The organism is Micromonospora sp. RB23 (genome assembly GCF_053585025.1).
In genome coordinates this window covers 741,640-764,937 of the sequence record NZ_CM132111.1, presented here as the reverse complement: position 1 = coordinate 764,937, position 23,298 = coordinate 741,640, and the positions used below count along the sequence as shown (strand labels likewise).

Annotated in this window: 14 protein-coding genes and 1 pseudogene; 4 read left to right on the top strand and 11 right to left on the bottom strand. The window is 70.2% G+C overall.

Features of this window, described 5'->3' with window-relative positions; translation table 11 throughout:
• Positions 1 to 68 precede the first annotated feature (68 nt).
• Entirely contained in the window at positions 69 to 2,552 is a 2,484-nt protein-coding gene (locus tag ACTFTM_RS03495; RefSeq protein WP_449564424.1) for a helicase-associated domain-containing protein, read from the top strand.
• Between the two features lie 26 nt (positions 2,553 to 2,578).
• Here the strand turns inward: ACTFTM_RS03495 and ACTFTM_RS03490 are convergent, their stop codons facing one another.
• Both ACTFTM_RS03490 and ACTFTM_RS03485 read right to left on the bottom strand, forming a co-directional pair.
• The gene (locus ACTFTM_RS03490) at positions 2,579 to 2,815 is read right to left on the bottom strand and encodes a hypothetical protein (RefSeq protein ID WP_449564423.1); all 237 of its coding nucleotides are present in this window, start codon (positions 2,813 to 2,815) and stop codon (positions 2,579 to 2,581) included.
• Between the two features lie 97 nt (positions 2,816 to 2,912).
• Positions 2,913 to 3,782, bottom strand: coding sequence for a L,D-transpeptidase family protein (locus ACTFTM_RS03485; protein ID WP_449564422.1), 870 nt, complete (start codon positions 3,780 to 3,782; stop codon positions 2,913 to 2,915).
• Positions 3,783 to 3,951: 169 nt separating this feature from the next.
• On the opposite strand from ACTFTM_RS03485, the gene ACTFTM_RS03480 reads away from it, so the two are divergent.
• Positions 3,952 to 5,631, top strand: coding sequence for a DNA repair helicase XPB (locus ACTFTM_RS03480; RefSeq protein ID WP_449564421.1), 1,680 nt, complete (start codon positions 3,952 to 3,954; stop codon positions 5,629 to 5,631).
• A gap of 48 nt (positions 5,632 to 5,679) precedes the next feature.
• Here ACTFTM_RS03480 and ACTFTM_RS03475 read toward each other — a convergent pair whose 3' ends face one another.
• Together ACTFTM_RS03475 and ACTFTM_RS03470 are read right to left on the bottom strand one after the other, a co-directional pair.
• The gene (locus tag ACTFTM_RS03475) at positions 5,680 to 8,586 is read right to left on the bottom strand and encodes a hypothetical protein (RefSeq protein WP_449564420.1); all 2,907 of its coding nucleotides are present in this window, start codon (positions 8,584 to 8,586) and stop codon (positions 5,680 to 5,682) included.
• A 245-nt stretch (positions 8,587 to 8,831) separates the two neighbouring features.
• Complete coding sequence (locus ACTFTM_RS03470) at positions 8,832 to 9,404, bottom strand: TetR/AcrR family transcriptional regulator (RefSeq protein ID WP_449564419.1); 573 nt, start codon at positions 9,402 to 9,404, stop codon at positions 8,832 to 8,834.
• 87 nt (positions 9,405 to 9,491) lie between these two features.
• On the opposite strand from ACTFTM_RS03470, the gene ACTFTM_RS03465 reads away from it, so the two are divergent.
• A complete protein-coding gene (locus ACTFTM_RS03465) occupies positions 9,492 to 9,860 on the top strand; it encodes a DUF4267 domain-containing protein (RefSeq protein WP_449564418.1) in 369 nt (122 codons plus the stop codon).
• Between the two features lie 117 nt (positions 9,861 to 9,977).
• Here the strand turns inward: ACTFTM_RS03465 and ACTFTM_RS03460 are convergent, their stop codons facing one another.
• The 7 genes from ACTFTM_RS03460 to ACTFTM_RS03430 all read right to left on the bottom strand — a co-directional run bounded on the left by ACTFTM_RS03460 (position 9,978) and on the right by ACTFTM_RS03430 (position 22,939).
• Positions 9,978 to 10,673: a hypothetical protein gene (locus ACTFTM_RS03460; RefSeq protein WP_449564417.1), complete on the bottom strand. Its 696-nt coding sequence runs from the start codon at positions 10,671 to 10,673 to the stop codon at positions 9,978 to 9,980.
• A 310-nt stretch (positions 10,674 to 10,983) separates the two neighbouring features.
• On the bottom strand, positions 10,984 to 11,676 hold the full coding sequence (locus ACTFTM_RS03455; protein ID WP_449564416.1) for an Imm52 family immunity protein: 693 nt from the start codon (positions 11,674 to 11,676) through the stop codon (positions 10,984 to 10,986).
• A gap of 15 nt (positions 11,677 to 11,691) precedes the next feature.
• On the bottom strand, positions 11,692 to 16,032 hold the full coding sequence (locus ACTFTM_RS03450; RefSeq protein WP_449564415.1) for a polymorphic toxin-type HINT domain-containing protein: 4,341 nt from the start codon (positions 16,030 to 16,032) through the stop codon (positions 11,692 to 11,694).
• Between the two features lie 407 nt (positions 16,033 to 16,439).
• Positions 16,440 to 21,425 (bottom strand): carbohydrate-binding protein, encoded by a 4,986-nt coding sequence (locus ACTFTM_RS03445; RefSeq protein WP_449564414.1) that lies wholly within the window; start codon positions 21,423 to 21,425, stop codon positions 16,440 to 16,442.
• 93 nt (positions 21,426 to 21,518) lie between these two features.
• Complete coding sequence (locus tag ACTFTM_RS03440) at positions 21,519 to 22,232, bottom strand: hypothetical protein (RefSeq protein ID WP_449564413.1); 714 nt, start codon at positions 22,230 to 22,232, stop codon at positions 21,519 to 21,521.
• A gap of 147 nt (positions 22,233 to 22,379) precedes the next feature.
• Positions 22,380 to 22,724, bottom strand: coding sequence for a type II toxin-antitoxin system HicB family antitoxin (locus tag ACTFTM_RS03435; protein WP_449564412.1), 345 nt, complete (start codon positions 22,722 to 22,724; stop codon positions 22,380 to 22,382).
• Positions 22,724 to 22,939 (bottom strand): toxin HicA, encoded by a 216-nt coding sequence (locus ACTFTM_RS03430; RefSeq protein ID WP_449564411.1) that lies wholly within the window; start codon positions 22,937 to 22,939, stop codon positions 22,724 to 22,726. The genes ACTFTM_RS03435 and ACTFTM_RS03430 overlap by 1 nt, the downstream gene beginning before the upstream one ends.
• A 97-nt stretch (positions 22,940 to 23,036) precedes the next feature.
• On the opposite strand from ACTFTM_RS03430, the pseudogene ACTFTM_RS03425 reads away from it, so the two are divergent.
• Positions 23,037 to 23,230 (top strand): annotated as a pseudogene (locus ACTFTM_RS03425) (DNA repair helicase XPB); the annotation flags it as partial.
• Positions 23,231 to 23,298: the final 68 nt, after the last annotated feature.

The following is a 23,298-nucleotide window of genomic DNA, read 5'->3' as shown; positions in this document are numbered from 1 at the left end:
GGCGACCGTGGACCGGCCGTACGTCCGAGGGGCGCGACCGGCCCACCCCGGGCTAGCGTGGAAAGACGATGACCACCTCACTCGCCGACCACCTGCGGTCGCTGCCCGACGAGTCACTGGCCGCACTCCTGCAACTGCGGCCCGACCTCGTCGTGCCCGTGCCGGCCGACATCTCCGCTCTTGCCATCCGCGCCCAGTCCCGGGTGTCGGTGGCCCGCGCCCTGGACGGGCTGGACCAGTTCACCCTGCTCATCCTGGACGCCGGCCGCCTCACCCGGCACCCGGACGAGGGCACGACCGCCACCGACGCGATTCTCGCCATGGCGACCGCCGGGCCGCACCCGCCGGCGCCGACCGCCGTCCGGGCCGCCGTGGGCCGGCTGAGAGCGCTGTTCCTGCTGTACGGCCCCGAGCACGCCATGCACGTGGCAGCCGCCGTCGACGAGGTCTCCCCGTACCCCGCTGGACTTGGTCGACCCGCGGCGGACCTGGACGTTCGCGCGGCGGCTCTCTGCGCGGACCCGGCGAAGCTGCGCCGGACGCTGCTCGCCGCGCCCCCGTCGGCCCGGGCGATCCTGGACCGGCTGGCGGCCGGGCCGCCGGTCGGCAGCGTGCCCCCGGGCGCGTTGCAGGCGCCGGCGATCGGCGCGCAGGACGCCGCCCTCGCCGACCCGACGAACGGTGGCGCGCCCACCGGCTCACCGGTGCGCTGGCTGGTCGACAACCGGCTGCTGGTGACCGTGTCAGCCGGCTCGGCGACGGCCGGCGGCACCGTCGAGCTGCCCCGCGAGGTCGGCCTCCTGCTGCGGCGCGACAGCGGTCCGCTCGGGCCGTTGCAGACCGGTCCGCCGTCGGTGGCTGCCGCTCCCCGCGAGCCCAAGGCGGTCGACTCGGCCGGCGCGGGGCAGACGATGGAGGTGGTCCGGCACACCGAGGGACTGCTGGAACAGCTTGCCGCCGAGCCCGCCCCGGTGCTGCGCTCGGGTGGCATCGGTGTCCGCGACCTGCGCCGACTGGCACGTACCGGCGGCCTGGACGAGCCGACCACCGCGCTGCTGCTGGAGGTGGCGTACGCGGCGGGGCTCGCCGGTGAGATGGAGCTGCCCGGTTCGGCCACCGGTCGGTACGGGGCGGACCAGCAGGTGCTGCCGACCGGCGGGTACGAGGTGTGGCGGGCCGGATCGCTGGCCCAGCGGTGGGAGCACCTGGCCCGCGCCTGGATGACCATGACCCGGCAGGTCGGGTTGGTCGGGCGGCGTGACGACCGGGACCGGCCGATCACCGCGCTCTCCGCGGAGGCCGAGCGGGCCGGCGCGCCGGCCACCCGCCGGGCGGTGCTCGCGGTGCTCGCCGACCTGGAGCCGGCGACCGCGCCCACCCCGGAGGAGTTGCAGGCCCTGCTGGACTGGCGGACGCCACGGCGCAGCCGGGGTCGGGAGGCCGCCCACCGGGAGGTGCTGGCCGAGGCGGCGCAGCTCGGCATGACCGGGCTGGGGGCGCTCACCTCGTACGGGCGGTTGTTGTTGGGTGAGCTGACGTCGGCCGACGACTCCGACGGCGACCCGCTGGGCCTGCACGCGGACACCGAGAGTGGCGATCCATCCGGTGCGGCGCGGGCGTTGGACGCGCTGCTGCCCGCCCCGGTCGATTACTTCCTGGTGCAGGCCGACCTGACCGTGGTGGTGCCCGGGCCGCCCGAACCGGCGCTCGTCGCCGAGTTGGAGGCGACGACCGAACTCGAGTCGGCCGGCGGGGCGAGTGTGCACCGGGTCACCACGGCGAGCGTCCGGCGGGCGTTGGACGCCGGTTACACGGCCGACGACCTGCACGAGTTGTTCCGTCGACGGTCGCGTACCCCCGTGCCGCAGGGACTCAGCTACCTGGTGGACGACGTGGCTCGTAAGCACGGCGGGCTGCGGGCCGGGTCGGCCGGGGCGTACCTGCGCAGCGACGACGAGGCGCTGCTCACCGAGGTGCTGGCCGACCGGCGGCTGGAGTCGTTGACGCTGCGCCGGCTGGCGCCGACGGTGTTGACCACCCCGTACCAGGTCAACCGGATGCTCGTCACGCTGCGCGAAGCCGGGTACGCGCCGGTGCAGGAGGACGGCACGGGCAGCACGATGCTGACCCGGCCGCGGGTCCGGCGCGCTCCGGCGCGGGTGGCGGTGACCACCAGGACGCTGGACCCGCTGGCCACCCCGAAGCTGCCGATGCCCCGGCTGCTCGGGGTGGTGGAGCACATCCGGCGGGGTGAGGCGGCAGCGCGGGCGGCCCGTCGCGCCCCGGCGGTGGTCCGAGGTGGGGCTGCGGGGCTGGGCGGTGGCCCGGTGCCCGCGCACACGCACAGCGAGGCGCTGGCAGTGCTCCAACAGGCGGTACGGGACCGGGCGCTGGTCTGGGTCGGGTACGTGGACGCCCACGGGGCGACCGCGTCGCGGCTGGTGAAGCCGGTTTCGATCGGGGCCGGCTACCTGCGCGCCGAGGACGAGCGGACGGAGATGCTGCACACCTTCGCACTGCACCGGATCACGGCGGCGGTGCTGGCGGACTGAGGCAGCTCCGTTCCTCCCGCGGTCGGTCAGCGGCGGCTGCGCCGTACGGTGCCGACCACCGAGACGAGCAGCAGGAGGGCGAAGCCGGCCCCGGCCGCCTCGCCGACCGAGTCGACGAAGCCCTGGCGGAGCACCAACCACCCGAAGAGGAACCACCCGAAGAGCAGCGCCGCCGCGAAGGCGTACGCGAACACGGTCGCGCGGGACACCTCGTCGGGCGGCGCCTGCTCGTACTGCGCGGCCACTTCACGGTCGACCGTCATACCCAGCCTCCCCGCCCGGTCCGGCCCTGGACTCCCAGCGTGACACTCCTACGACAGGTGTGACAGGGGATAAAACCCGGAAATGGGGGCGTGTCGCTCAGGTGCCGGGGCGGCGACCGACCAGTACGACCCGGGTGCCGACCTTCCCCAGCTCCCACATCCGGACGGCGTCGGTGTGCAGGAGGTTGACGCAGCCGTGCGAGCCGATCGACTTGTCGTGCAGGTAGGTGGTGGTCTCGTGGAAGCCCATGCCCTGGGTGAAGTGCTGCCAGTAGGGCAGCCACACCTCGTACGGGTCGGACCACTCCTTCGGGTTGCGGTAGTTGACCGTGTAGGTGCCGGAGGGGGTGCGGTAGCCGGACATTCCGGTACGGGTCACGGTCGGCGCCATGACCACCTTGCCGCCCCGCATCGCCCAGACGGTCTGCCGGGTCAGGTCCACGCAGAACGTGGTGCCGGTGCCGGCCTCGCAGCGGGCCGTGTCGGTGGTGGCGAGGCGCCGGGCCACGTCGAGGGTGGTCGGTCCGGCGCGTCCCTCGACGGGGCGAATGCCGTACCTCTTCTGGAACTTCTTGATGGCGGCGCAGTCGGCGGCGGACTGCCGCCCGTCGACCGTGACGGCCCCGAACCCGCCGAGGCGGGCGAGGTACGTCTCCACGGCGCGCTGGTGCTGGCCCTGCGGGCAGCCGGCGACGGTGGTCGGGGTCGACGTGGGCTTCGGCTTCGGCGTGGTCTTCTTCGGCGGTGGTGCCACCGAGCGTGGGGCGGGCGACGCCGGTGCGGGCCGGCCGTGCTCGGCCGGCCCGGACGTGCCGCTCGCCCCCGATGCCTGCTCCGCCGCCGCGACCGGGGCGGCTCCCCCGCCACCACTCCCGCCGGACTGCGGATCGAACGTGCACGCGCCGGTGCCGACCAGCACGACCACCACCAGGGCAAACAGCCGGGAAGTGCGCCGGACACGCCGCATGGCACCTCCCCTGGACAGTCGTCCCTTTCCTAGACGTTCGTAAGTGCCGTCCTGGTTGCATCCGGTGAGCATCTTTCTTTCGACGTTCTCCGCCGTGCAACACTGGATGGTCGGCCTGCGGCGGGTGAAGGAGCCGCGGCCCGACGCCAACCGAGGAGAGGACGCTGGCGTGAGTGGTGGACCCCTGATCGTGCAGTCGGACAAGACGCTGCTGCTGGAGATCGACCACCCCGACGCGCAGGCCTGCCGGATGGCGATCGCGCCCTTCGCCGAGTTGGAACGGTCCCCGGAGCACGTGCACACGTACCGGCTGACCCCGCTCGGGCTGTGGAACGCCCGCGCGGCGGGTCACGACGCCGAGGGCGTGGTCGATTCGCTGCTCAAGTACTCGCGCTACCCGGTGCCGCACGCGCTGCTGGTGGACGTGGCCGAGACGATGGACCGGTACGGCCGGCTCCAGCTCGCCAACGACCCGGCGCACGGCCTGGTGCTGCGGGCGCTCGACCGCCTGGTGCTGATCGAGGTGGCCAAGAGCAAGAAGCTCGCCGGCATGCTCGGCGACAAGATCGACGACGACACGATCCGGGTGCACCCGTCCGAGCGCGGCCGGCTCAAGCAGGCGCTGCTCAAGCTGGGCTGGCCGGCGGAGGACCTGGCCGGCTACGTCGACGGCGAGGCGCACCCGATCGAGCTGGCCGAGGCCGGCAAGGACGGACGCAAGCCGTGGACGCTGCGGTCGTACCAGCGGGAGGCCGTCGAGGCGTTCTGGGCCGGCGGGTCGGGCGTTGTCGTGCTGCCCTGCGGCGCGGGCAAGACCCTGGTCGGCGCGGCGGCGATGGCCGAGGCGAAGGCGACGACGCTGATCCTGGTCACCAACACCGTCGCCGGCCGGCAGTGGAAGCGCGAGCTGATCGCCCGCACGTCGCTGACCGAGGAGGAGATCGGCGAGTACTCGGGCGAGCGCAAGGAGATCCGCCCGGTCACCATCGCCACGTACCAGGTGCTCACCTCCCGAAAGGGCGGCGCGTTCACTCACCTGGACCTGTTCGGCGCCCGCGACTGGGGCCTGGTCGTCTACGACGAGGTGCACCTGCTGCCCGCGCCGATCTTCCGCTTCACGGCGGACCTCCAGGCCCGCCGCCGGCTGGGCCTGACGGCCACTCTGGTACGCGAGGACGGCCGCGAGGGCGACGTGTTCAGCCTGATCGGGCCGAAGCGGTACGACGCCCCGTGGAAGGACATCGAGTCGCAGGGCTGGATCGCCCCGGCGGAGTGTGTCGAGGTGCGGGTGACGCTCACCGACGCGGAGCGGATGTCGTACGCGACGGCGGAGGCCGAGGAGCGCTACCGGATGGCGGCGACCGCGCGCACCAAGCTGCCCGTGGTCAAGGCCCTGGTCGACCGGCATCCCAACGACCAGGTGCTGGTGATCGGCGCGTACATCGACCAGTTGCACCAGATCGGCGAGTACCTGGACGCCCCGATCGTGCAGGGCTCCACCACGAACAAGGAGCGCGAGCGGCTGTTCGACGCGTTCCGCACCGGTGAGCTACGGACGCTGGTGATCTCCAAGGTCGGGAACTTCTCCATCGACCTGCCCGAGGCGGCGGTGGCGATCCAGGTGTCGGGCACGTTCGGCTCGCGCCAGGAGGAGGCCCAGCGGCTGGGTCGGGTGCTGCGTCCGAAGGCCGACGGCCGGCAGGCGCACTTCTACACCGTGGTCTCCCGGGACACGATCGACACCGAGTACGCGGCGCACCGGCAGCGCTTCCTCGCCGAGCAGGGGTACGCGTACACGATCGTGGACGCGGACGACGTGCTCGGCCCGTCCCTGCCGTCCTTCGACTGAGCGCGGTGGGTCGCCCCGCCCGGGGCGACCCACCGCGTCAGGGCCGGATCAGGAGAAGTCGACCAGGAAGTAGTAGTTGGTCGGGTCGGACCACACCCCGTCGGCCGTACGCCCGCGCACCCTCATGGTCTGCGAACTGGTCGAGGTGGGCGTGTAGGTGACGGTGGCGACCCCGGCGGCGTTCGCCGCCACCGTCGCCGGCTCCCCGTTGTCGACCGTGTACTCGAACTCCACCACGCCCGGGCTGCCCTGGGTGAAGGTGAAGTCGCCCGGCTCGCCGACGCCACCGGACCACTGGCTCTCCGGGTAGGTGGTCGACGACACCCGCGGTGCGGTGCCGACCAGGAACGGGTAGTCCGTCTGCGGCGTGTATTCGCCCGCCTCGGTGCGACCCCGCACCGAGAAGACGTTCGCGCCGTTGCGGTCCATCGTCACCAGGATGTCGGTGACCAGCGACTCGGGCGTCTTCGGCACGCTCTGCCAGGCGCCGCCGTTGAGCTGGTACTCGAAGGTCGTCACCTCGTCGATCTCGGTGTAGACACCGAACCTGCCGACCGCGCCGATACCGCCACGCGGGGTGTACTCGTCGTACGCGCTGCTCACGTTCACCCGCGGATCGCGTACCCGGAAGTAGTACCGCCGTTCGGCGCTGGCCGTGCCGTCCGCTGCCCGGCTGGTGACCGTCAGCAGGGTGTAGCCGGCGTGCACGGGCGCGATCTCGATGGTCGCCCTGCCGTCCGGTCCGGCGGCCACCACCTGCTCCTCGCCGCTGTACTCCAGCACGTAGCGGTACTCCACCACGTCCGAGCGGCCCGGATTGAAGGTGAAGCGACCTGGCTGGCCGGGCTGGCCGCCGTCGCCGTTCTCCGGGTATTCGCTGGACGTCACCACGGGGGCGTCACTGACGTCGAACGTGTAGGTCCGCGGCGGCGAGAACGATCCGTCGAGGAAGCGCGTGCGTACGGTCAGCGTGTTGCTGCCGGAGTGCTCGGGGGTGATCGTCGCCCGCCCCCAGCTGTACTCCGGGTCGACGGTCTGCTCGGGGCCGTCGTTGAGCCGGTAGACGTAGGCGTCCACGTCCGGCATCGCGGTGTCGAAGTTGAACTCGCCGGGGATGCCCACGCCGCCCCACGCGCCGTACTCGTAGTAGGTGCTGGAGGAGACGATCGGCTTGGTGTCGATGACGTTGAACTGGTACTGCTCGGCGTCCGAGACGGTGCCGTCGGCGCTGATGCTGCGCACGTTCAGCGTGTACCAGTTCGGCTCGGTGGGCGTCCAACGCAGCACCGCGGTGCCGTCCGCCGCCGCGTCGACGCGCTGGAACTCGTCGTAGAGGAACGCGTACTCGTACGCCACCACCCCGGTCCGGCCGGGACGGAAGGTGAAGCTACCCGGGCGGTCCACCACACCGTCGTGGTCCGGGAAGGCGAAGTCGGCCGACTCCACGACCGGGGTGTCACGGACCTGCACGTTCTCGGTGTATGCGCCGACCATCTCGGTGCCGACGTAGCTGCGCACCTGGACCCGGACGAGACCGGTCTGGGTGAACACCACCGGGACGACAGTGGTGCCGTCGGCGTCGGCCGGCACCCGGACCTCCGCCCCGTCGCCGACGCGGTAACCGAACTCGGTGACCCCCTCGACGTTGGTCGAGATCGCCAGTTCGCTCGGCAGACCGACACCGCCCATGGTCACCCGCACACCGGGTGCCGTGGACTTGACGAAGAAGTCGTACTCGACCACTTCGGAGGAGTTGGAGGCGCTGTCCACGCTGCGCACGCTCAGGTACTCGACGAACGAGGTGGGCGTGTATTCGAGGGTGACGTCCGCGCCCGGCTTCGGGGCGGCGATGTAGTTGTACGTCTCGCCGAAACGCCCCCAGTAGTAGCCCACCACGTCGGGTGACCCGTTCGCCTTGAAGGTGAACGTGCCCGGCACGCCCGAGCCGCCGTGCGGCACACCGTCGTCCGGGTAGGTGACGGAACTGACCAGGGGCTTGGCCGGCCGCTCGCCGTCCACCTTCACGAAGCACGGCTTCGCCCAGGAGGAGTAGTCGTGACCGTCGTAGGCGCGTGCGGTCCACTGGACAACGGTGCCGTGCGGGTACTGCCCCATGTCCCAGGTGGCCTTGGAGAGGGCGCCCGAGTAGCTCGATCCGGACAGCTCGGAGCGCTGGTCCTCATGGCCGACCGGCCAGGCGGCGAACTGTCCCTGGTAGTCATAGTCGTAGGGGTCCGCCTCCTCGCCCCGGACCATGAGGGTGTAGTTGCGCGCCCCCACGGGCTGCGGTTTGGCCTTCGTGCCGCAGGCCCACGACGGGAACTCGAGTCCGATCTGCGTCACCGTCGGCGCGTGGTTGGTCTCGGTGCGGACCGCTGGGAACGGCCGGAGCTTACGGCCGTGGGAGAGGTCGCCCTCGTAACCGTGCGGCACCCGGATCTCGACGGTGAGGGTCGCCGCGCCCTGCTTCGCCAACTTCTGTAGGGCGGGCGCGATGTCCCAGGCCAGGTAACCGGGGCAGGTCGATTCGCCGCCGGCCTGGACGGTGCCGAGCAGTTCGCGTCGACGCGGCGCCGAATCCCAGCTCGTGGTGGCCGTGATCGCATCGGTGCGCCACAGCTCGACCGGCTGCGCCGAGGCGCAGTCGGCCGCCGACCTCTCGGCGATGACCAGATCCGCCTTGTGGACGACGGTGCCGCTGAAGCGTGAGATGTCGAAGCTGAAGTAGGAACGGGACTTGTGCTTCTTGCCGTCCCCATCGGTCCACGCGCCGATCGGCGCGTCCCCGGACTGGTCGACGAACGACTTCTTCGGCAGTTGGGAATCCGTGTAGGCCCAACTGGACTTGCTGACGTCCCACTGCTGGTAAGCCTGAGCAGGTGCGGCGGTCACGCTGACCAGACCCGCACCGAGCACTATGCCGAGTGACCCGGCCAGCAATCTTCGTGCGCGCACGACGATGCCCCTCCCCCGTAGACGATGGCGTACATCGCCATCGAGGGGCCAGAGCATATCGGGGTACAGCGAACTTTCAGCTAGTCGATTCGGGTGGTCTGCGACCCGTCATCCAGCCGACGATCGCCGTTGCGACGCAACGATTTCGGCGCTCATCCGGCACGCGTCGACCACATCGGGCCGTGTGGACGACGGCGTGGTCGGGCTCGGCCGGTTGCGGGTGGCGAGCGACGACTTCCGCCGGATCACTGGGAGAAGCGGGCCACCAGCACCGCGAGCCGCCGGTCGTGGTCGGCGCGGCGGAGCCGGCCGCTACGCATCAGCGTGACCAGTCCGTGCAGCCCGCTCCAGAATGTCTCGGTGACCGCCTCCAGGTCGTCGTCACCGGCCGCGGGGCGCACCGCCTCGGCCAGTTCGGCGAAGCCCCGGGCCAGGTCGGTCGGGACGCCCTGGGTGGCGAACGGCAGGTCGACGGCGAGGGTGAACATCGCGTCGTAGAGGGCGGGTCGCCGCTCGGCGAAGGTGGTGTACGCCGCCGCGACGTCGGCGACGGCCTGCCGGGCGTCGGCCGCCGAGGCACGGGCCGAGGCCAGCGCGGTGGCCAGTTCGGCGAAGCCTTCGACGGCGACCGCCGCCATGATCGCGTCCTTGCCCTTGAAGTGGCTGTAGAGGACGGGCTGGCTGTATTCGATCTCGGCGGCGAGCCGCCGGGTGGTCACCGCGTCCCAGCCCTCCGCCAGGGCTAACTCCCGGGCCGCGGCGACGATGGCGCGTTCCCGTTCTGCCCGTTCACGCTCCCGGCGTGCTTGCGTCGACATGACGTCATCCTAGCATCGCTAGGGATTCTGCCGATGCTCTGCTAGCGTCGCTCATATACCTAGCGTCGCTAGCAATTGGAGCGGATCATGTTGTCACCCCTGGCCTACGGGCTCGCCGTCGTCCTCAGCCTCTTCGTCGCCTTCATCGGATTGCGATTCCTGCTGGTGCCGCAGGCCGCAGCCGCCGGATACGGCGTACCGGCCCGGCCGGGCGACACCGCCTACCTGACGGTCAAAGGGCTGAAGGACCTCACCTTCGGGCTGATCGGCCTCGCGCTGATCGCCTTCACGACGGCCGACGCGGTCGCGTGGTTCATGCTGGTCGTCGCGCTCGTCCCGCTGGGCGACACGCTCATCGTCCTGCGCAACGGCGGCACGAAGGCCGTAGCGTTCGGCATCCACTTCGCCACCGCCATGGTCGTCCTCCTTTCCGCCGCCCTCCTGTTCGCCCTGTAGCGCCCCACGACCGGCTTCCTGTGGTGATCAAGAGGTTTGCGTCAGATTTCGTCCGATCGATGACGCGAACCTCTTGATCACCAAGCCGATCGGGGGCCGGGGCTGGGCAGGGTGGGGTCAGGGCGTGGGGGGTGGGCAGCGGTCGGGGAGGGTGACCTCGCCGGGACGGTGGTCGAAGGTGTCCAGGGTGAACCACTCGTCCAGCTCGGGGTCGAAGAGGTTCTGCAGCCCGAACTGCAACACCTGCACCCATCGGCTCGGGTCGCGCTGGTCGACGTAGATGTCGCCGAGGGCGAGCGGGAACCGGAAGAACTCCCCCGGCACGGTCGAGCCCCCGACCACCCCCACCCGCCAGTGGTCCACGTGCCGGTCCTTCGCACCCTGGAGAATCTCCGGGCCGACGTATCGCGACGTCTTCAGCTTGTCGTTGAAAATCTGCCGGTTGAAGAACCCCGGCACCTTGCTGCACGCACGCGGCGGGAACAGCGGGATGTTCGGCCACTTGTAGGTGAGCGTGTAGAGCGTGTTCTCGTAGATCAGGTTCGTGAACCAGATCGGGTACTCCGGGCCGCCGGCGATCATCTGGCTGTTGCCGTCCCGGCCCTGCCAGCTGAACGGCACGTCGATGCCGAGGTCGCGCACGACGTACCGGCCGGTGCCGCGGAAGTCGGCGGGGAGCAGCGGCGGGCGCGGCTCGCGCGGCACGGGGGCCACGTCGCCGTCCGCGCGGGCCGCGCGGGGCAGCGGCGCGGCGGCCGGACCGGGCGCGACCACGCCAAGGGCGAACAGCCCGCCGGCCACCGCCGCAACCACAACCCGAGGTGTACGCCCCAACGCCATCGGCCCTCCGCCAGTGTCGACAGTGGCCGACGCCCGGCCGCGCCTGCCTCCGGCGAAGCGTAGGAGCAGGGCGAACGTGAGAACGGGCGGAACCGATGGCCTCCACCGGACGGGTGACGCACCCAGGCGCCCTGATCGACTCGGCTTCCCGGAAGTCGCGGTATCCCGGACCCGTTGATGCCCCGGTCTGCCAGAAGCCGAGTCAATCAACGCATAAGACGCCGGCCCGGGACCAGAATCAGTCCCGGGCCGGCGCTCAGGTCACTCGACGGAACTGGGCCGGTTAGCCTGCAACAGAGATGAAATCAGTAACAGCCGCAAGCTGCGCATCCGACACATGCAGAGGATCAGCTCCGGCCGTCAAGACGGCTCCATTCGAGAACCGTTCGACAGAGACCTCCGAATTTTCGACGGCCGACGTGCTGGCAACCCCTGAAATGTACGTCATCCAGCCACCAACCGGGCGCCCTGGGGTGCCGGCCTGAGTTGCTCGCATCGAATAGCTTGCAAACGTCGCCCAACGAGGGTTCCACGATTCGACTACTGCCCAGAAAACAGCACGGGCAACCGCCGGATCGTACAGCTCGGCCGAAGCGTCCGAGGGCGCAGGCAACTCCAACGTGAAGTAATTCATGATGGACGTCATCGCTGGACTTGCCCCGCACGTGGTGCTAAATGAAATCGGCACGGCGTTCTTGTTCCAGAGCGCAACATTGAAGCCGAGTTCATCAATGACGTCGCCGCCAACATCCGTCCGATTGCGACCGCCGATCAGCAGTTCCTTCAGAGCCTCACCGTTCGTCGCCACGGGCTTGCCGGAGGCGGCGGACTTGCTCTTGCCCTTACGAAACCAGGTAGCCAGGGCAGGGTGCACTGCACCAATCTGGCCCAAGCAACTAGCCAGCCGATCGGCGCACTCAGCGGCCGACTCGGTGCGCGGCCCCCAGTAGGCACCTACATAGAACAAGTCCGCCATGCCTCGAAGCTTTCTCTAGGGCGTGTGCACGAGGTTGATTCCGGAAATTCCCCGGTCAGCAAATAGGTTCCGCATAGCCGTAACGGCGTCAGCCTCAGCGACGAGCCACGTGATCGGCGTCCCCCCGGCAGCCTTGAGTTGGCGTTGCGCCTGACCCACGAGCCCATCGGCGCCATCGTACCAGGAGACGAATCGGCCATCCTTGGCGAACTTGGCGTATCCAAGCCCCTTGGCGTCAAGGAGAACTCCGTCCCGGAAGCCGTCAAACTTCACACCATTGACTTCGTAACCAAATCCGAACGGCACCCCGGTGACCCTTACCTGGTAGGCAGCGGCACTGGCCGACATACTCTCAGCGACAACCCCCCACGTTCCCGGGCCACCCTTCCCGGCCCAGCACGACGTGTTGTGCACGAGTACCGGGACGGTACCCGCGAGTACGTAGTAAGTCTCGTTGTCACTTACCGAAAGGTTGTACATATACCGGGGCAGGCTGAACCGCTCTACCTCTTCGACGCGGACAGCAGCACCGGAGGGCGTAGCCAACACGTCACCGGGTGAAAGGAGAGCAGCTTCGGTCCACCTGTGGGAGGTGGATACCCAGAACGGATGACCATCGGTCGTGTGAATCGTCTCGGACCGTCCGCCAACTCCCGAAACCAGCAGATCGGTCATAGCGACATCGAGGTTGCGATGGGTCGCGGTGACCGTGTCCGGAGCAACGCCACCGACCGCTGGGTCGGTCGAGAGGACATGGTCGCCCCTTGCGACGTCGACGATCGGTTTGTCGGAGCCGTCCGCCATGAGCACACGGGTCTCGGGGGTGAAGCTGTTGACGCACCCCTTCAGCTGAAGGATCATCCGCTCGATGGCGCTCTGGGACGCCCTCGCCGCAATTGCCTCACGCTCGAGGAATCCCGCGAATCGGACGGACTCAAGCCCGACCGCCGCCCCGCCGACGGCGGAGACGACGCCACCGGCACGTATGCCGTAGAGCGTCAAGAACACCGACGTGTCAAGCGCGCCGATGAGCGAGGGCGCGACGGCCGGCATCGTGGCGTCCAGGGCGACCTGGCAGACCGCAGCGCAGGAGATGGTGAGCTCCGGCAGCGCGGCCAGGCCGACGGCGGTCAGGATCCCGAGGCCGCTGGCCACGACTACCCAGTTCAGGTGGTACTTGTCCGCGATGTGCTGGATGCCCTCACCGAGCAGTTCCAACCCGGGCGTGTATCCGAGTGCCTTGACCTCCCAGCCGTCACCCGGCCCATTCGCGACGCAGGACGTGTAGCCCGCGCTGGTGTTCGGCTGGTAGTCGAACCGCACCTGCGGGTGCAGCTTCTCGCAGGTCGGGCCGTTCTTCCACTCCCGATAGAGCATTTTCGCGAAGTCGTCGACCGGGTTGGTGATGAGGTAGGAACACAGTCGATAGCCCGCCCGACTGTTCTCGAAGTCGGCCGCGCACTGCTCGTCCCGCTGCCGGACCGTTTCCTCGTACTCGCCCTTGGCCTTGTCGACGTACGTCCTGATCGCGGCATTCGCCGCGGCGATGGCGGCGTCGCGGTCCTTGCCCGCCTGGATGGCCGACGCCATGGCTTCAGCGGCGTAACGGTACGCCCGGGCAGCACTGGAAACCGCCTGCTGCTCCGAGAGCGTCGCCTGCGCAGCCGAGACCGCTGCGCTCTCCGCGGACGCGTTGGCGCTGGCCGCCGCCTGCTTGGCGGTCACCGCCGCCGCAGCGGCGCGGGCCGCGGAGGCCGCCGCGCTGTCCGCGGAAGCCTTCGCCTGCTGCGCGTACCCGCTCGCCAGATTCGCCGAGTTCGCCGCCTGTTGCGCGTACCCCGCCGCCTGCTGCGCATCGTGCCGCGCGGTGGCCGCGACGGCCTGCGCCTCCTGGGCATCCTGAAGGGCAGTGGTGGCGACGCGGAACGCCTGCTCCACCAGGGCGCTGACAACAGCGTCGTGCTTGGCCGAATCCTGGTCGGCCTGGGCTGCGGAGAACCGCCCAGTGGCCAGGAACTCGTGCGCGGCCGCCCTGGGGGCGTCCAGGGCGACCTGGGCGGCCGCCTTCAGCTCGGGCCCACTCGCCGGGTCGCTGAGGATCCGGTTGATGGCGATCCGGTCATCGACGACGAGGGCCTCGTACTGCCCACGGTCGATGATCTGACGGAGCTGAGCGCCGTCGTTGGAGTCGAGCGCCGCCTGGGCACGCTGGACTACGGTGCCGTGTCCCGCCGTGCGTGCCGCCGCCATGATCTGGTTGACCTTGATGCGGTCGTCGGTGAGTCGGCCCGGATAATCCTTGCTGTTCAGGAAGCGCGCCACATCGGCATCGGTGCCGGCCAACGCGGCCGTGGCCGCCTGGCGCAGCCCGGCAGTGTCGCCGTTGACGGCGATCGTCCCCGCCGTGATCCGGTCGTCCTGCCCGGCGGCCACCGCCAGGTCGGTCCGGACGAAGTTCATCGCCATGTCGTCGTCGCCGCTCAGGGCCTGCTTGGCCGCCTCACGGCTCCATGTTCCGCTCGACGCCAGCAGTGTCAGAGCAACCTTGCGAGCGTCCAGGACGGCGGTCGCGGCAGGGGTGGCAGGGTTGACGGCTTCGGCGATGAGTCGGTTCGTCTCCGCGCCGCGTTGTGCCGCCTGGTCCATGTCACGTCGGGCCTGCTCCTGCTGCTGAGCCTCGGCGGCGGTCGCGTCGATCGCCGCCTCGTCGGCCTGCTCGAAGGCGATCTGGATCCGGTCGGCGTCGGCGGTCCGCGCCTCGTCGTACACGGTCTTGGCCTGGTTGGCGGCGTCCGACGCGGCCAGGGCGGCCGCACTCGCGGCGTTGGCGTGCGCCGTGGCCTGCGCCGCCGCAACCGCGGCATCGCCGGCGTGGTCGGCCGCGTCGTTCGCGGCCCTGGCCGCCGCGCGAGCATTGTCGGCTGCCCGGCGGGCAGCATCACGGGACGCGTCGGCGGCGGTAGCGGCGGCGGCGGCGAACCTCACCGCGCTCTGCGCCGCCCGGGTGGCCCGGTCCGCGGCAGCCCGGGCCTTGGCTGCCGCAGCGCGCGCCTCGCTGGCATCCGCCCCCGCCTGGACGGCGTAGTCGCCACTCTCCAACGCGGCCGCCGCGGCCGCGTTCGCCGCCGTGCCGGCGTTCGCCGCCGCCTGCGCGGCAGTTCCCGCCTTGCGGGCGGCGGTGCCTGCCTGCTCGGCGGCGACAGCGGAGTCGGCGGCCTTGTCGGCGATGGCGTTCGCCGCCTCGGCCGCCCTACGCGCGTCCGCCGCCTTTGTCGCATCGGTCGCAGCGTTGGAGGCGGCTCGATAGGCGGCCGAAGCCGCCTTTCCGGCCATGGCAGCGGCCCAGGCGGCGCGGGCTGCGGCGTTGGATGCCTGCCGCGCCGCGTGCGCGGCGTCCTGGGCCGCCGAGACGGCAGTCCTGGCTGCGCGGGCCGCATTGCCGGCGGCAATGGCCGCCTGCTTCGCCGCCGCAGCGGCAGCGTTCGCGTCGTTCTTCGCGGCGGCCGTGGCCTGCGCCGCCGCCTGCGCCGACGCGCGTGCCTCCTCGGCCGCCCTGGCCGCCCGCTCGCCCGCTTCCTGCGCCGCGTCCGTCTCCCGCGCGGCCTGCTGGCCGGCGGCAGTGGCCGCGTTGACCAGATCACTGATCGTTGCCGTTTCCTCGTCCCGAGCTGTGGCCACGGCCCACTCGGAGTCGATGAACTGCGTCAGCGCGGTGGGGGTACCCAGGTCCAGAGCCCGCTGGGCCGCCGCCTTCACCTCCGGACCACCGGCCGCCATCAGCTGGTTGACCCGGAGCCGCTGATCCGTTTGCCAGGGAGTCCGCCAACCGGAGTCCAGGAACGTCCGGTAGGCGTCCTCCGTGCCCGCGTCCAGCGCCTTCTGGGCGGCAGCGCGCAACTGGGTGCCGCCGGTCGACATGATCTGGTTGACCCGGACCCGCTGGTCGATCTCCCACGGTTGGCGCCAGCCGGATTCCAGGAATGCACCCAGCGCGGCCGAGTCGGTCGAGTCGAGTGCCACCTGGGCGGCCGCGCGGACGGCTGGCCCGCCGGCCGCCATCATCTGGTTGACGCTGATCCGGTCGTCGACCCGTGCCCGTTGTGGCCACACCGTCTCAAGAAATGCGCAGACCTGGGAAGCGGACCCGAGCAGCGCCTTCTCGGCCTCCGGTCTGACGGCGGTACCGCTGTGTTCGAAGGCGAGGAGCACCTGGGCCCGGTCACAGGCCGGCTCGGCCGCAGCGGCCGGCCGCACCGGCAGGGGTGGCGCGCCGATGCTCGCCGCCACCAGGGCCACCACGGTCAGCGACCAGAGGGCTAACCGCCCGCTCGTCACGCGCGCTGTCTGGAGTCTCATCGCCTATGCCCCCGTTGCACAGTTCGGCCGGCCCCGAAATGTCGACCACGCCGGTTGTCACGTTGAGACGCACAGGTGTGCGCCCCGGTCAGCGCCGGACCGTCAACTGGGGCGGTCCGGACCGCAGCCACAGCCACGTTCGGCCAACTTAAGCAGAGTGATCGAATCCGTGCTGCCCCCGCCGACGCCGACGTTCCCGATCGGACGGAAGCGCCACGACGCAGACCACGCAGCCTGGGACGACGAAGCCCGGTTGCAGAGACGCTGTCGACCACCCGAACCCTCATGCCGAGGAGGGTTACGTCACCGACCGGGAACGCAACCCTCCTGGTCGAACGAGTCGGTCCGGACGAACAAGCCGGCCCGGGACCAGCATCGGTCCCGGGCCGGCGTTAACGCGGGGCTGACTACTTGATGAGCCTCCAGGGGCCGTTGGGGTCGCCCGGCTCCTGGCCGCGCGTCCACCACTTCGCCTCGTAGACGTGGCCCTTGAAGGACACCCGGTCGCCGGCGGTGTACACCTTGGTCAGCGTCCAGGCGGCCGGGCTGTTGTCCGGCGGGGTCGGAGCGATCTCCTCCCAGGAGCCGTTGCGGTCACCCGGCTTCTGGTTGCGGGTGTACCACTGGGCGCGCCACTTCCTGCCGTCGTACATGGCGACGTCGCCCGAGTTGAAGATCCGCGACGCGGTCCAGATCGCCGTACCGTCCTCGGTCATGGCGATTTCCTGCCACGCGCCGTTGGCGTCGGCGCCCGGCTTCTGGTTCTTCGTGTACCAGGAGGCCCGGAACACCCGGCCCTGGTAGGTCACCCGGTCGCCGTCGTTGTAGACCGTCGACGAACTCCATTCGGCGGGCAGGTTCACCGTCAGGGTTGCGCTGGCCTCGGCAGGGGTGAGGTGGTCGTCACCCGCGTACGACGCGGTCAGCGTGTGCTGTCCTCCGGCCAGGCCCACCGGCAGGGTGAAGGTCGCCGAGCCGTTGGTCAGCGTGGCCGAGCCGCGCACGGTCGTACCCTCGCGCAACTCCACCGCGCCGGTGACCGGCGTGCTGCCGGCCGCGACCGTGACGGTCACCGTCGCCGCCGCACCCCAGGCGGTCGGGGTGGTGGTGACGGTCATCGTCGGGACCCGCTTGGCGGTCGTGAACACCGCCGGCTGGGCCACCGCCTCGCCGCCGTCGGCGCTCTTCGCCGACACGATCCAGCCGTACGAGGTGCCCGGCAGGAGCTTGTCCCACGTCGTCGTGGCCACGTCGTTCGAGGTCACCTCGTCGGTGCCGATCGCGCCGGCCGGCACGTACGCGGCGAGCGAGTCAGTGCTGAACGACGTCTTGCGGGTGCTGAGGTCGACCGGCAGGGTCAGGTTGTCCTCCGCGCCGTTGTAGCGCGGCTTGGGCTGGCTGCCGTCCTGGCGGATGTCGTACTCGGTCGCGCCGAAATTCTTCAGGAACGGCGAGTACGTGTCGATGTGCATCTCGGCCCGGTCCACGTCGAACTGGAGCAGCCGCAGGAAGCTCGCCCCGAACTGCAACCGGTCGGTGGCCTTGTGGTCCGGCGTGCCGTCCCCGTTGACGTCGATGGTGCCGTCGGCGGCGACCTGGTTGGGCCACAGCTCGGCGGCGGCGACCGTGTAGAACTGGTAGTCGGCCAGCAGCTCGACGACGTCGTGGCTGACCGTCACGCCGATCTTCGACTTCAGGTTGGTCCCGACGCCGTGCTCGTGACCGGCGAGGACCAGGAAGACGTTCGGGTTGGTCTCGACGACCTGCTTGAACAGCGGCGAGCCGTCCGGAGCGGAGAAGTCCGCGCCGCGACCGTCGGGGTTGGCCGACGGCTTCAGGTAGTCGTGGGAGAGCAGGATCCCGTTGCGGTCCTTGTACCGCTTGAAGATCGAGTCGGCCCACTTGGCCTCGGCCGGCGTGACGCCGTACGACAGGCCGACCGCAACGAAGTCCAGGCCACCGGCGGAGAACAGCAGGTAGTTGTTCTGGTTGTCCTTGCCCGGAGTGAGGGAGCCGTCGGCGTTCGTCTTCTCGTCCCAGGCGTGGTACTCGGTGCCCTTCGGCCAGGCCTTCGCCGTTCCGTAGTACCGGTCGGCGCTGAAGGTGCGGCTGAACCGGGAGGTGGGGCCGGTCTCGGCACCCAGTTGGTCGTCGTGGTTGCCCGCGATGACCTGGTTGACGACACCGTTGTCGTCGAGGATCTTCTGGAAGCCCGAGGCGGTGGCGAGTTCCTTCTCCACCTGCTCGTGCAGGCCCGGCCGCTTCAGCGAACCGTCCGGGTTCTTCGCCAGCGGGTCGTAGTAGTCGTTCTCGATGACGTCACCGGTGTGCGCCGCGTACGCGATCTTGCGGCTGTCCGCGTTGTCGGCGATCCACTGCATCTGGTCGCGGTACGCGGCCGACCAGATCGCCTGCTCCTCGGCCGTCTCGACGTCGGTGGGCTCGGCGTTGCCGTCGAAGTCGTCGTACGTGCCGCCGGCCGCGCCCTCGGTGATGTACTGGGTGTCGGTGAAGTGCGCCAACGAGAAGTCGTACGACGCGGGGTCCTCGAAGCGGTCCTTGTCGTTCTGCGCCGTCGAGTCGCGCGGCGACAGGTCGTCGGCGAACGGGTCCTCGCCGGTGACCAGCACGTGCACCACACCGCCGTCGCGGTAGCCGCCCTCGACCGGCGCGGTCAGGACGGTGTCCTGCCCGGCCTTCCCACGGGAGCTGGTCAGCACGACCCACTTCCCGGTGGCCGGGTTCCACGCCCGCAGCGCCACGATCCGCGCCGGGTCGATGCTGCCCGACCAGCGCAGCGTCGGCTCCTGCTTGCTGGCGCCCAGCGGCAGGTCGTACCGCTGGAAGACCACCCCGCGGCCAGACGGGCTGTCGACGGTCGAGCCGTCGAGCGGACGCAGCGAGGCCACGTCCACGCCGCGGTCGTGCTGGACGTCGAGCGTGGTCGGCACGTCGGCCGCCTCGCCCTGGTAACCCTTGGTCGGCAGGACGACGTCGGCCTTGGTGAAGCTCGCGGTCAGACCGACGCCCTCGGTGCCGGGAATCCGGGCGGACAACTCGGCCGAGAGCGGGTCGGTGTTCCTGACCGTGGCGTTCAGCTCGGTCGGGACGTCCGGGATGCTCGCGCTACTGAACCGCACCTCGCGGGTGGCGGTGTTGCCGAGCGCGTCGGTCGCCGTCATCGCGATGACGTGTTCGCCGGCCGGCAGGCCGTGCCCGATCTGGTCGCCCTGCTTGACGGCCGCGCCGTCGAGCGTGAGGGTCGGCGTGCCGACCACGCCGCTGGCGTCCTTGACCGTGAGGTCGAGCGCCACGGTCGATGTCAGCCGCTGGCCGGCCGCCGGAACGCTGCTGGCGATCTCCGGGGCGGTGTTGTCGGTGGTGAACCGCCGCGTGGAGGTCTTGTCGCCGACGACCGCCTTGATGGTGTGGGCGCCGTCCGCGATCGTCGTGGTGTCCACGTCGGCGCGCTTGCCCAGCGCCGGCAGCGCCGAGCCGTCCTGGGCGGTGACGTCGAACAGGACCATCGTGGTGAGGACGCCGTTGAAGCTGCTGCCGCACGTGCCGTCACCGACGTACGTGGTCACGGGCGAGCCGGCCGGGTAGGTGGCCGAGCCGATGGTGACCGTCGTCTGCGCGACCGAGCGGGTCAACCGGGTGGCCTTCGCGCCGCTGGGCAGCAGCTCGAAGTCCCGCAGGGTGAAGTCGTCGTAGTTGTCGCAGCCGCCCGGCTTGGCGCTGCCGTGGTCGCTGCCCGCGACGAACTCCAGGGCGTTGACGCCCGGCACCAGCCACTCGTTCGGGAAGGTGAGGTCGGCGACCTCCTTCTCCCACATCCCGATCTCCAGCGGGATGCCGTTGACCAGCACCTTGTTGTCGTACCCGTTGTCGCTGCCGTTGCCGCCGACGAACGCCTTCAGGTGGGCGTCGCCGGCGGCGGCGAGGGTGTCGACGGTGCGTGTCGTCGGCGCGTCCGCGATGGCGAAGTGGAACTCGGCGTCCTTGTTCGCGCCGCAGGTGCCGTCGCCCAGCGCCAGGGACGCGGCGGTCGTCTCCGCCTTCGTCACGGTCGTGCCGCTGGTGGTGACGAGGTACGTGGTGCCGGGCGTCACCATGCCCGCGGTGCTCAGGGTGAGGGTGGTGGCCTCCCGGGTGAGCTTGAAGTCGTCGTGGTTGGCGCAGGTGGCGCCGTTGACCGTGCCGTTGTAGTCACCGGTGCGCACCTGTACGACGTTGTCGCCGAGGTGCAGGAACCGGTTCGGGAACGCCAGCTTCACGGCTTCCGCGCCGAGCGCGCCGTAGTCACCGCCGAGGTCGACCCGGTGGCCGTTGACCAGCGCGTAGTTCTGGTAACGCGCCTCGATCGAGTTGCCGGCCTCGACCGCGAGGCCGAGGGTGGCGGTGCCGGCGCCCAGCATCTCCGCGTTCTCCGCCGGCTTGTCGTCGATCGCGAGCGACTCGACGCGGTCCTTGCCGGCGGACGCCAGCGCGGCGATGACCGGCTGGATTCCGCGTACGCGGGCACCGTCACCGGGGGTGACCACCGCCGCGCCGGCCGGGGCGTTGTTGACGTCGACCGTCACGCTCGTCTTCGCGCCCGACAGGGCCGTCGCGCTGACCGTGTGCGTACCGTTGGTGAGCTTCGTGGTGTCGAGATCGGCACGCAGGCCGGACGTACTGCCGGGCGTGCCGGAGATGACAAAGGTCAGGTCCTGGTTGAGCAGCTTCGCCGAGCTGCCGCAGGTGCCGTCGCCGAAGTTGTAGCTGAACAGGTTCTGCTCGCCGTCGGCGACCACGCCGAGCAGGCTGAGGCTGATGCTGCTCAGCGCGTAGTCGTCGTAGTTGGGGCAGCGGCCACCCTCGCCGTTCGGCAGCTCCTGGTAGCCGACGGCGGTCTTGGTGGTGGTGTCGACCCAGTTCGCTCCGGCGTGCACCGAGACGGTGTTCGGGCCGGGCTTCAGCCAGTCGCCCGGGAAGTCGAGGGTGGCGACCCGCCCGCCCGGCACGTCCGGGAAGTAGATCCGGTCGGCCTCGGCCGTGTGACCGTTGACGGTGAGGTAGTTGCGGTAGCGGGCCTCGGTGCCGTTGCCACCCATCTCGAACGCGAAGTGGGCGGTGCCGGCGGTCTTGTCGGCGTCGATCTTGTCGCCGTCGACCGCGAGCGTGGTCACGGAGTCGTTCTCGGTGACCGGCTCGACGACGACGGGGAGCGTGCCCTCGACGTTCTGCCCGGCGCTCAGGTTGATCAGCGGCGTGGTGGCGCTGACCGGCACGGCCTCCGCTCCGGCCAGCGCCGGATGCAGGGTCGTCGCCGGTCCGGCGATGAGGACGAGCGCCATCGCGGACAACAGTCCGCGTGTTCGCTTCCGGCGCGCACGTTTGTCGTGCGTCATGGCGGGGTCTCTCCTTCGTTGGGTGCGAGGAACCGCCGATGCCGTGATGCCGACTGCGGCGGGCATAGGGGGCCGCCCTGGTGGCGGCCGGTCTCAGGACGACGGTCGGACGCGGGTGATCCGTCGGCGACGTACCTGGCGTCGCAGCAGCGACCCGACGGCCGCGACGAGCAGCAGGGGGCCGACGGCCATCGCAACCCGCCGGAGGGTGTTTTGGCCGTGGCCCGTCCCGCTGTCGGCAGCCGCTTGCGGTGGCGCGTCGCCGAGCAGCCAGTCGTGGGAGTACTCGTCAGTGCCGTACACCTGGCGTTTGCCCTCGGGCCCGGTCGCGACCGTGCGGTACGCGGGGTCGAGGTCGGTCAGCATCCGGATGTCGATACGGGCGACGCCGAGCGGGCCTGGGCAGGTGTAGTCGACGTCCACACCGGAGTCGCTCGTCTTTCCGACGACGCCGGCGCACGGCTGACCGGCGTTGGTGACGGTCATCTGCTTGAGCAGGTAGTCCGCAAACGGCTTAGATCCAGCGAGGATCGTCGCGTCCTTGTCCCGGGTGTCGACGGCACCGTCGAGCAGGACGCGGTCCTGCGGCAACAGGCCGAGGTGGACGCCGAGGAGGGTCAGCTCGTCGACGCCGCCTGGCTTCCACCTCAGGTGCACCACGTCGGGGCGGGTCGCGTCCGCCGCGATGGTCACGGTCTGCGGATAGCCGTACGGGTGGGCGTCGGCGGGTACCGCCGTGGCGAGCAGGGTGAGGGTGAACGCCGCCGAGATCACGACACGGCGGGGCCACCGAGCGGTTGCGGGCATGCCAGCGCTCCGGTCTACAGGTGCTGTGGCACGCCGGTGGGCGCGGCCGTTCAGTGACCCTGCCGGCCGTCGGCGAACTCGCCAGGCGAGCTTGATGAGAAACGGGCGCAGCGAGGATGAACAGTTAGTTGATCATCTGCGCTCTGCTCAGGCGGCGCTGAGCTTTCGTAGGACGTACTGGTTGAGGCTCATGCCGTCCTCGGCGGCGTGGATGGCCAGCTCGCGGTGCAGGCTCTCGCCGACGCGCAGGTTGAACTTGCCCGAGTAGCTGCGCTCGGCGAACGGCTGCGGCACCGCCTCGCCCTGCTCCCCCATGTCAACGATGACTTCACGCAGTAGGTCCTGGAGCCCCTGAAGAGCCTCGATCTGGGAAGGCGCCAGCCAGGAGAGGGACGGGAACTCCGCGCAGGTGGCGACGAACTCGCGATCCTGGACCGACCACGTAACGCGGTAGGTGTAGTGGGACACCTCAGGATGGGGATCGGTCTGCATCACATGGCCTCCTTCTTGTCGATCGCCTTGAGCACCTGCCGTACCTGGTACGCCTTGGCCTTCCCGTGGTCGTTCTGGATGTTGACGCGTGGGTCGCCCGGCCAGGGCATCTTGAACACCGCGTGGGAGGTGCCGGCCTGCCGCGGCTTCCCGAAGTAGTGTTCACACACCCCGTAGAGATCGTTGTAGGCGATGTTCTGCTGGTTCTTCCGCATCGCTTCAACGAGCTTGTCTATGGACGGCACAGGGTGATGGTACTACTGGCAGTACCACCGTCACAACGCTTCGCTCGATAAGGCTGAGGGCCACTCTGGTACTCGGGGCGACGTGTTCAGCCTGATCAGGCCGAAGCGGTACGACGCCCGTGGAAGGACATCGAGTCGCAGGGCTGGATCGCCCCGGCCGAGTGTGTCGAGGTGCGGATGACGCTCACCGACGCGGAGCGCATGTCGTACGCGACGGCGAAGGCCGAGGAGCGTTACCGGATGGCGGCGACCGCCCGCAGCCCGACACTTCCGCCCTTGGCTGCCTCTCGCACCGGGCCGCATCGCCGCCGAAACCTTTCCTCCGCGCT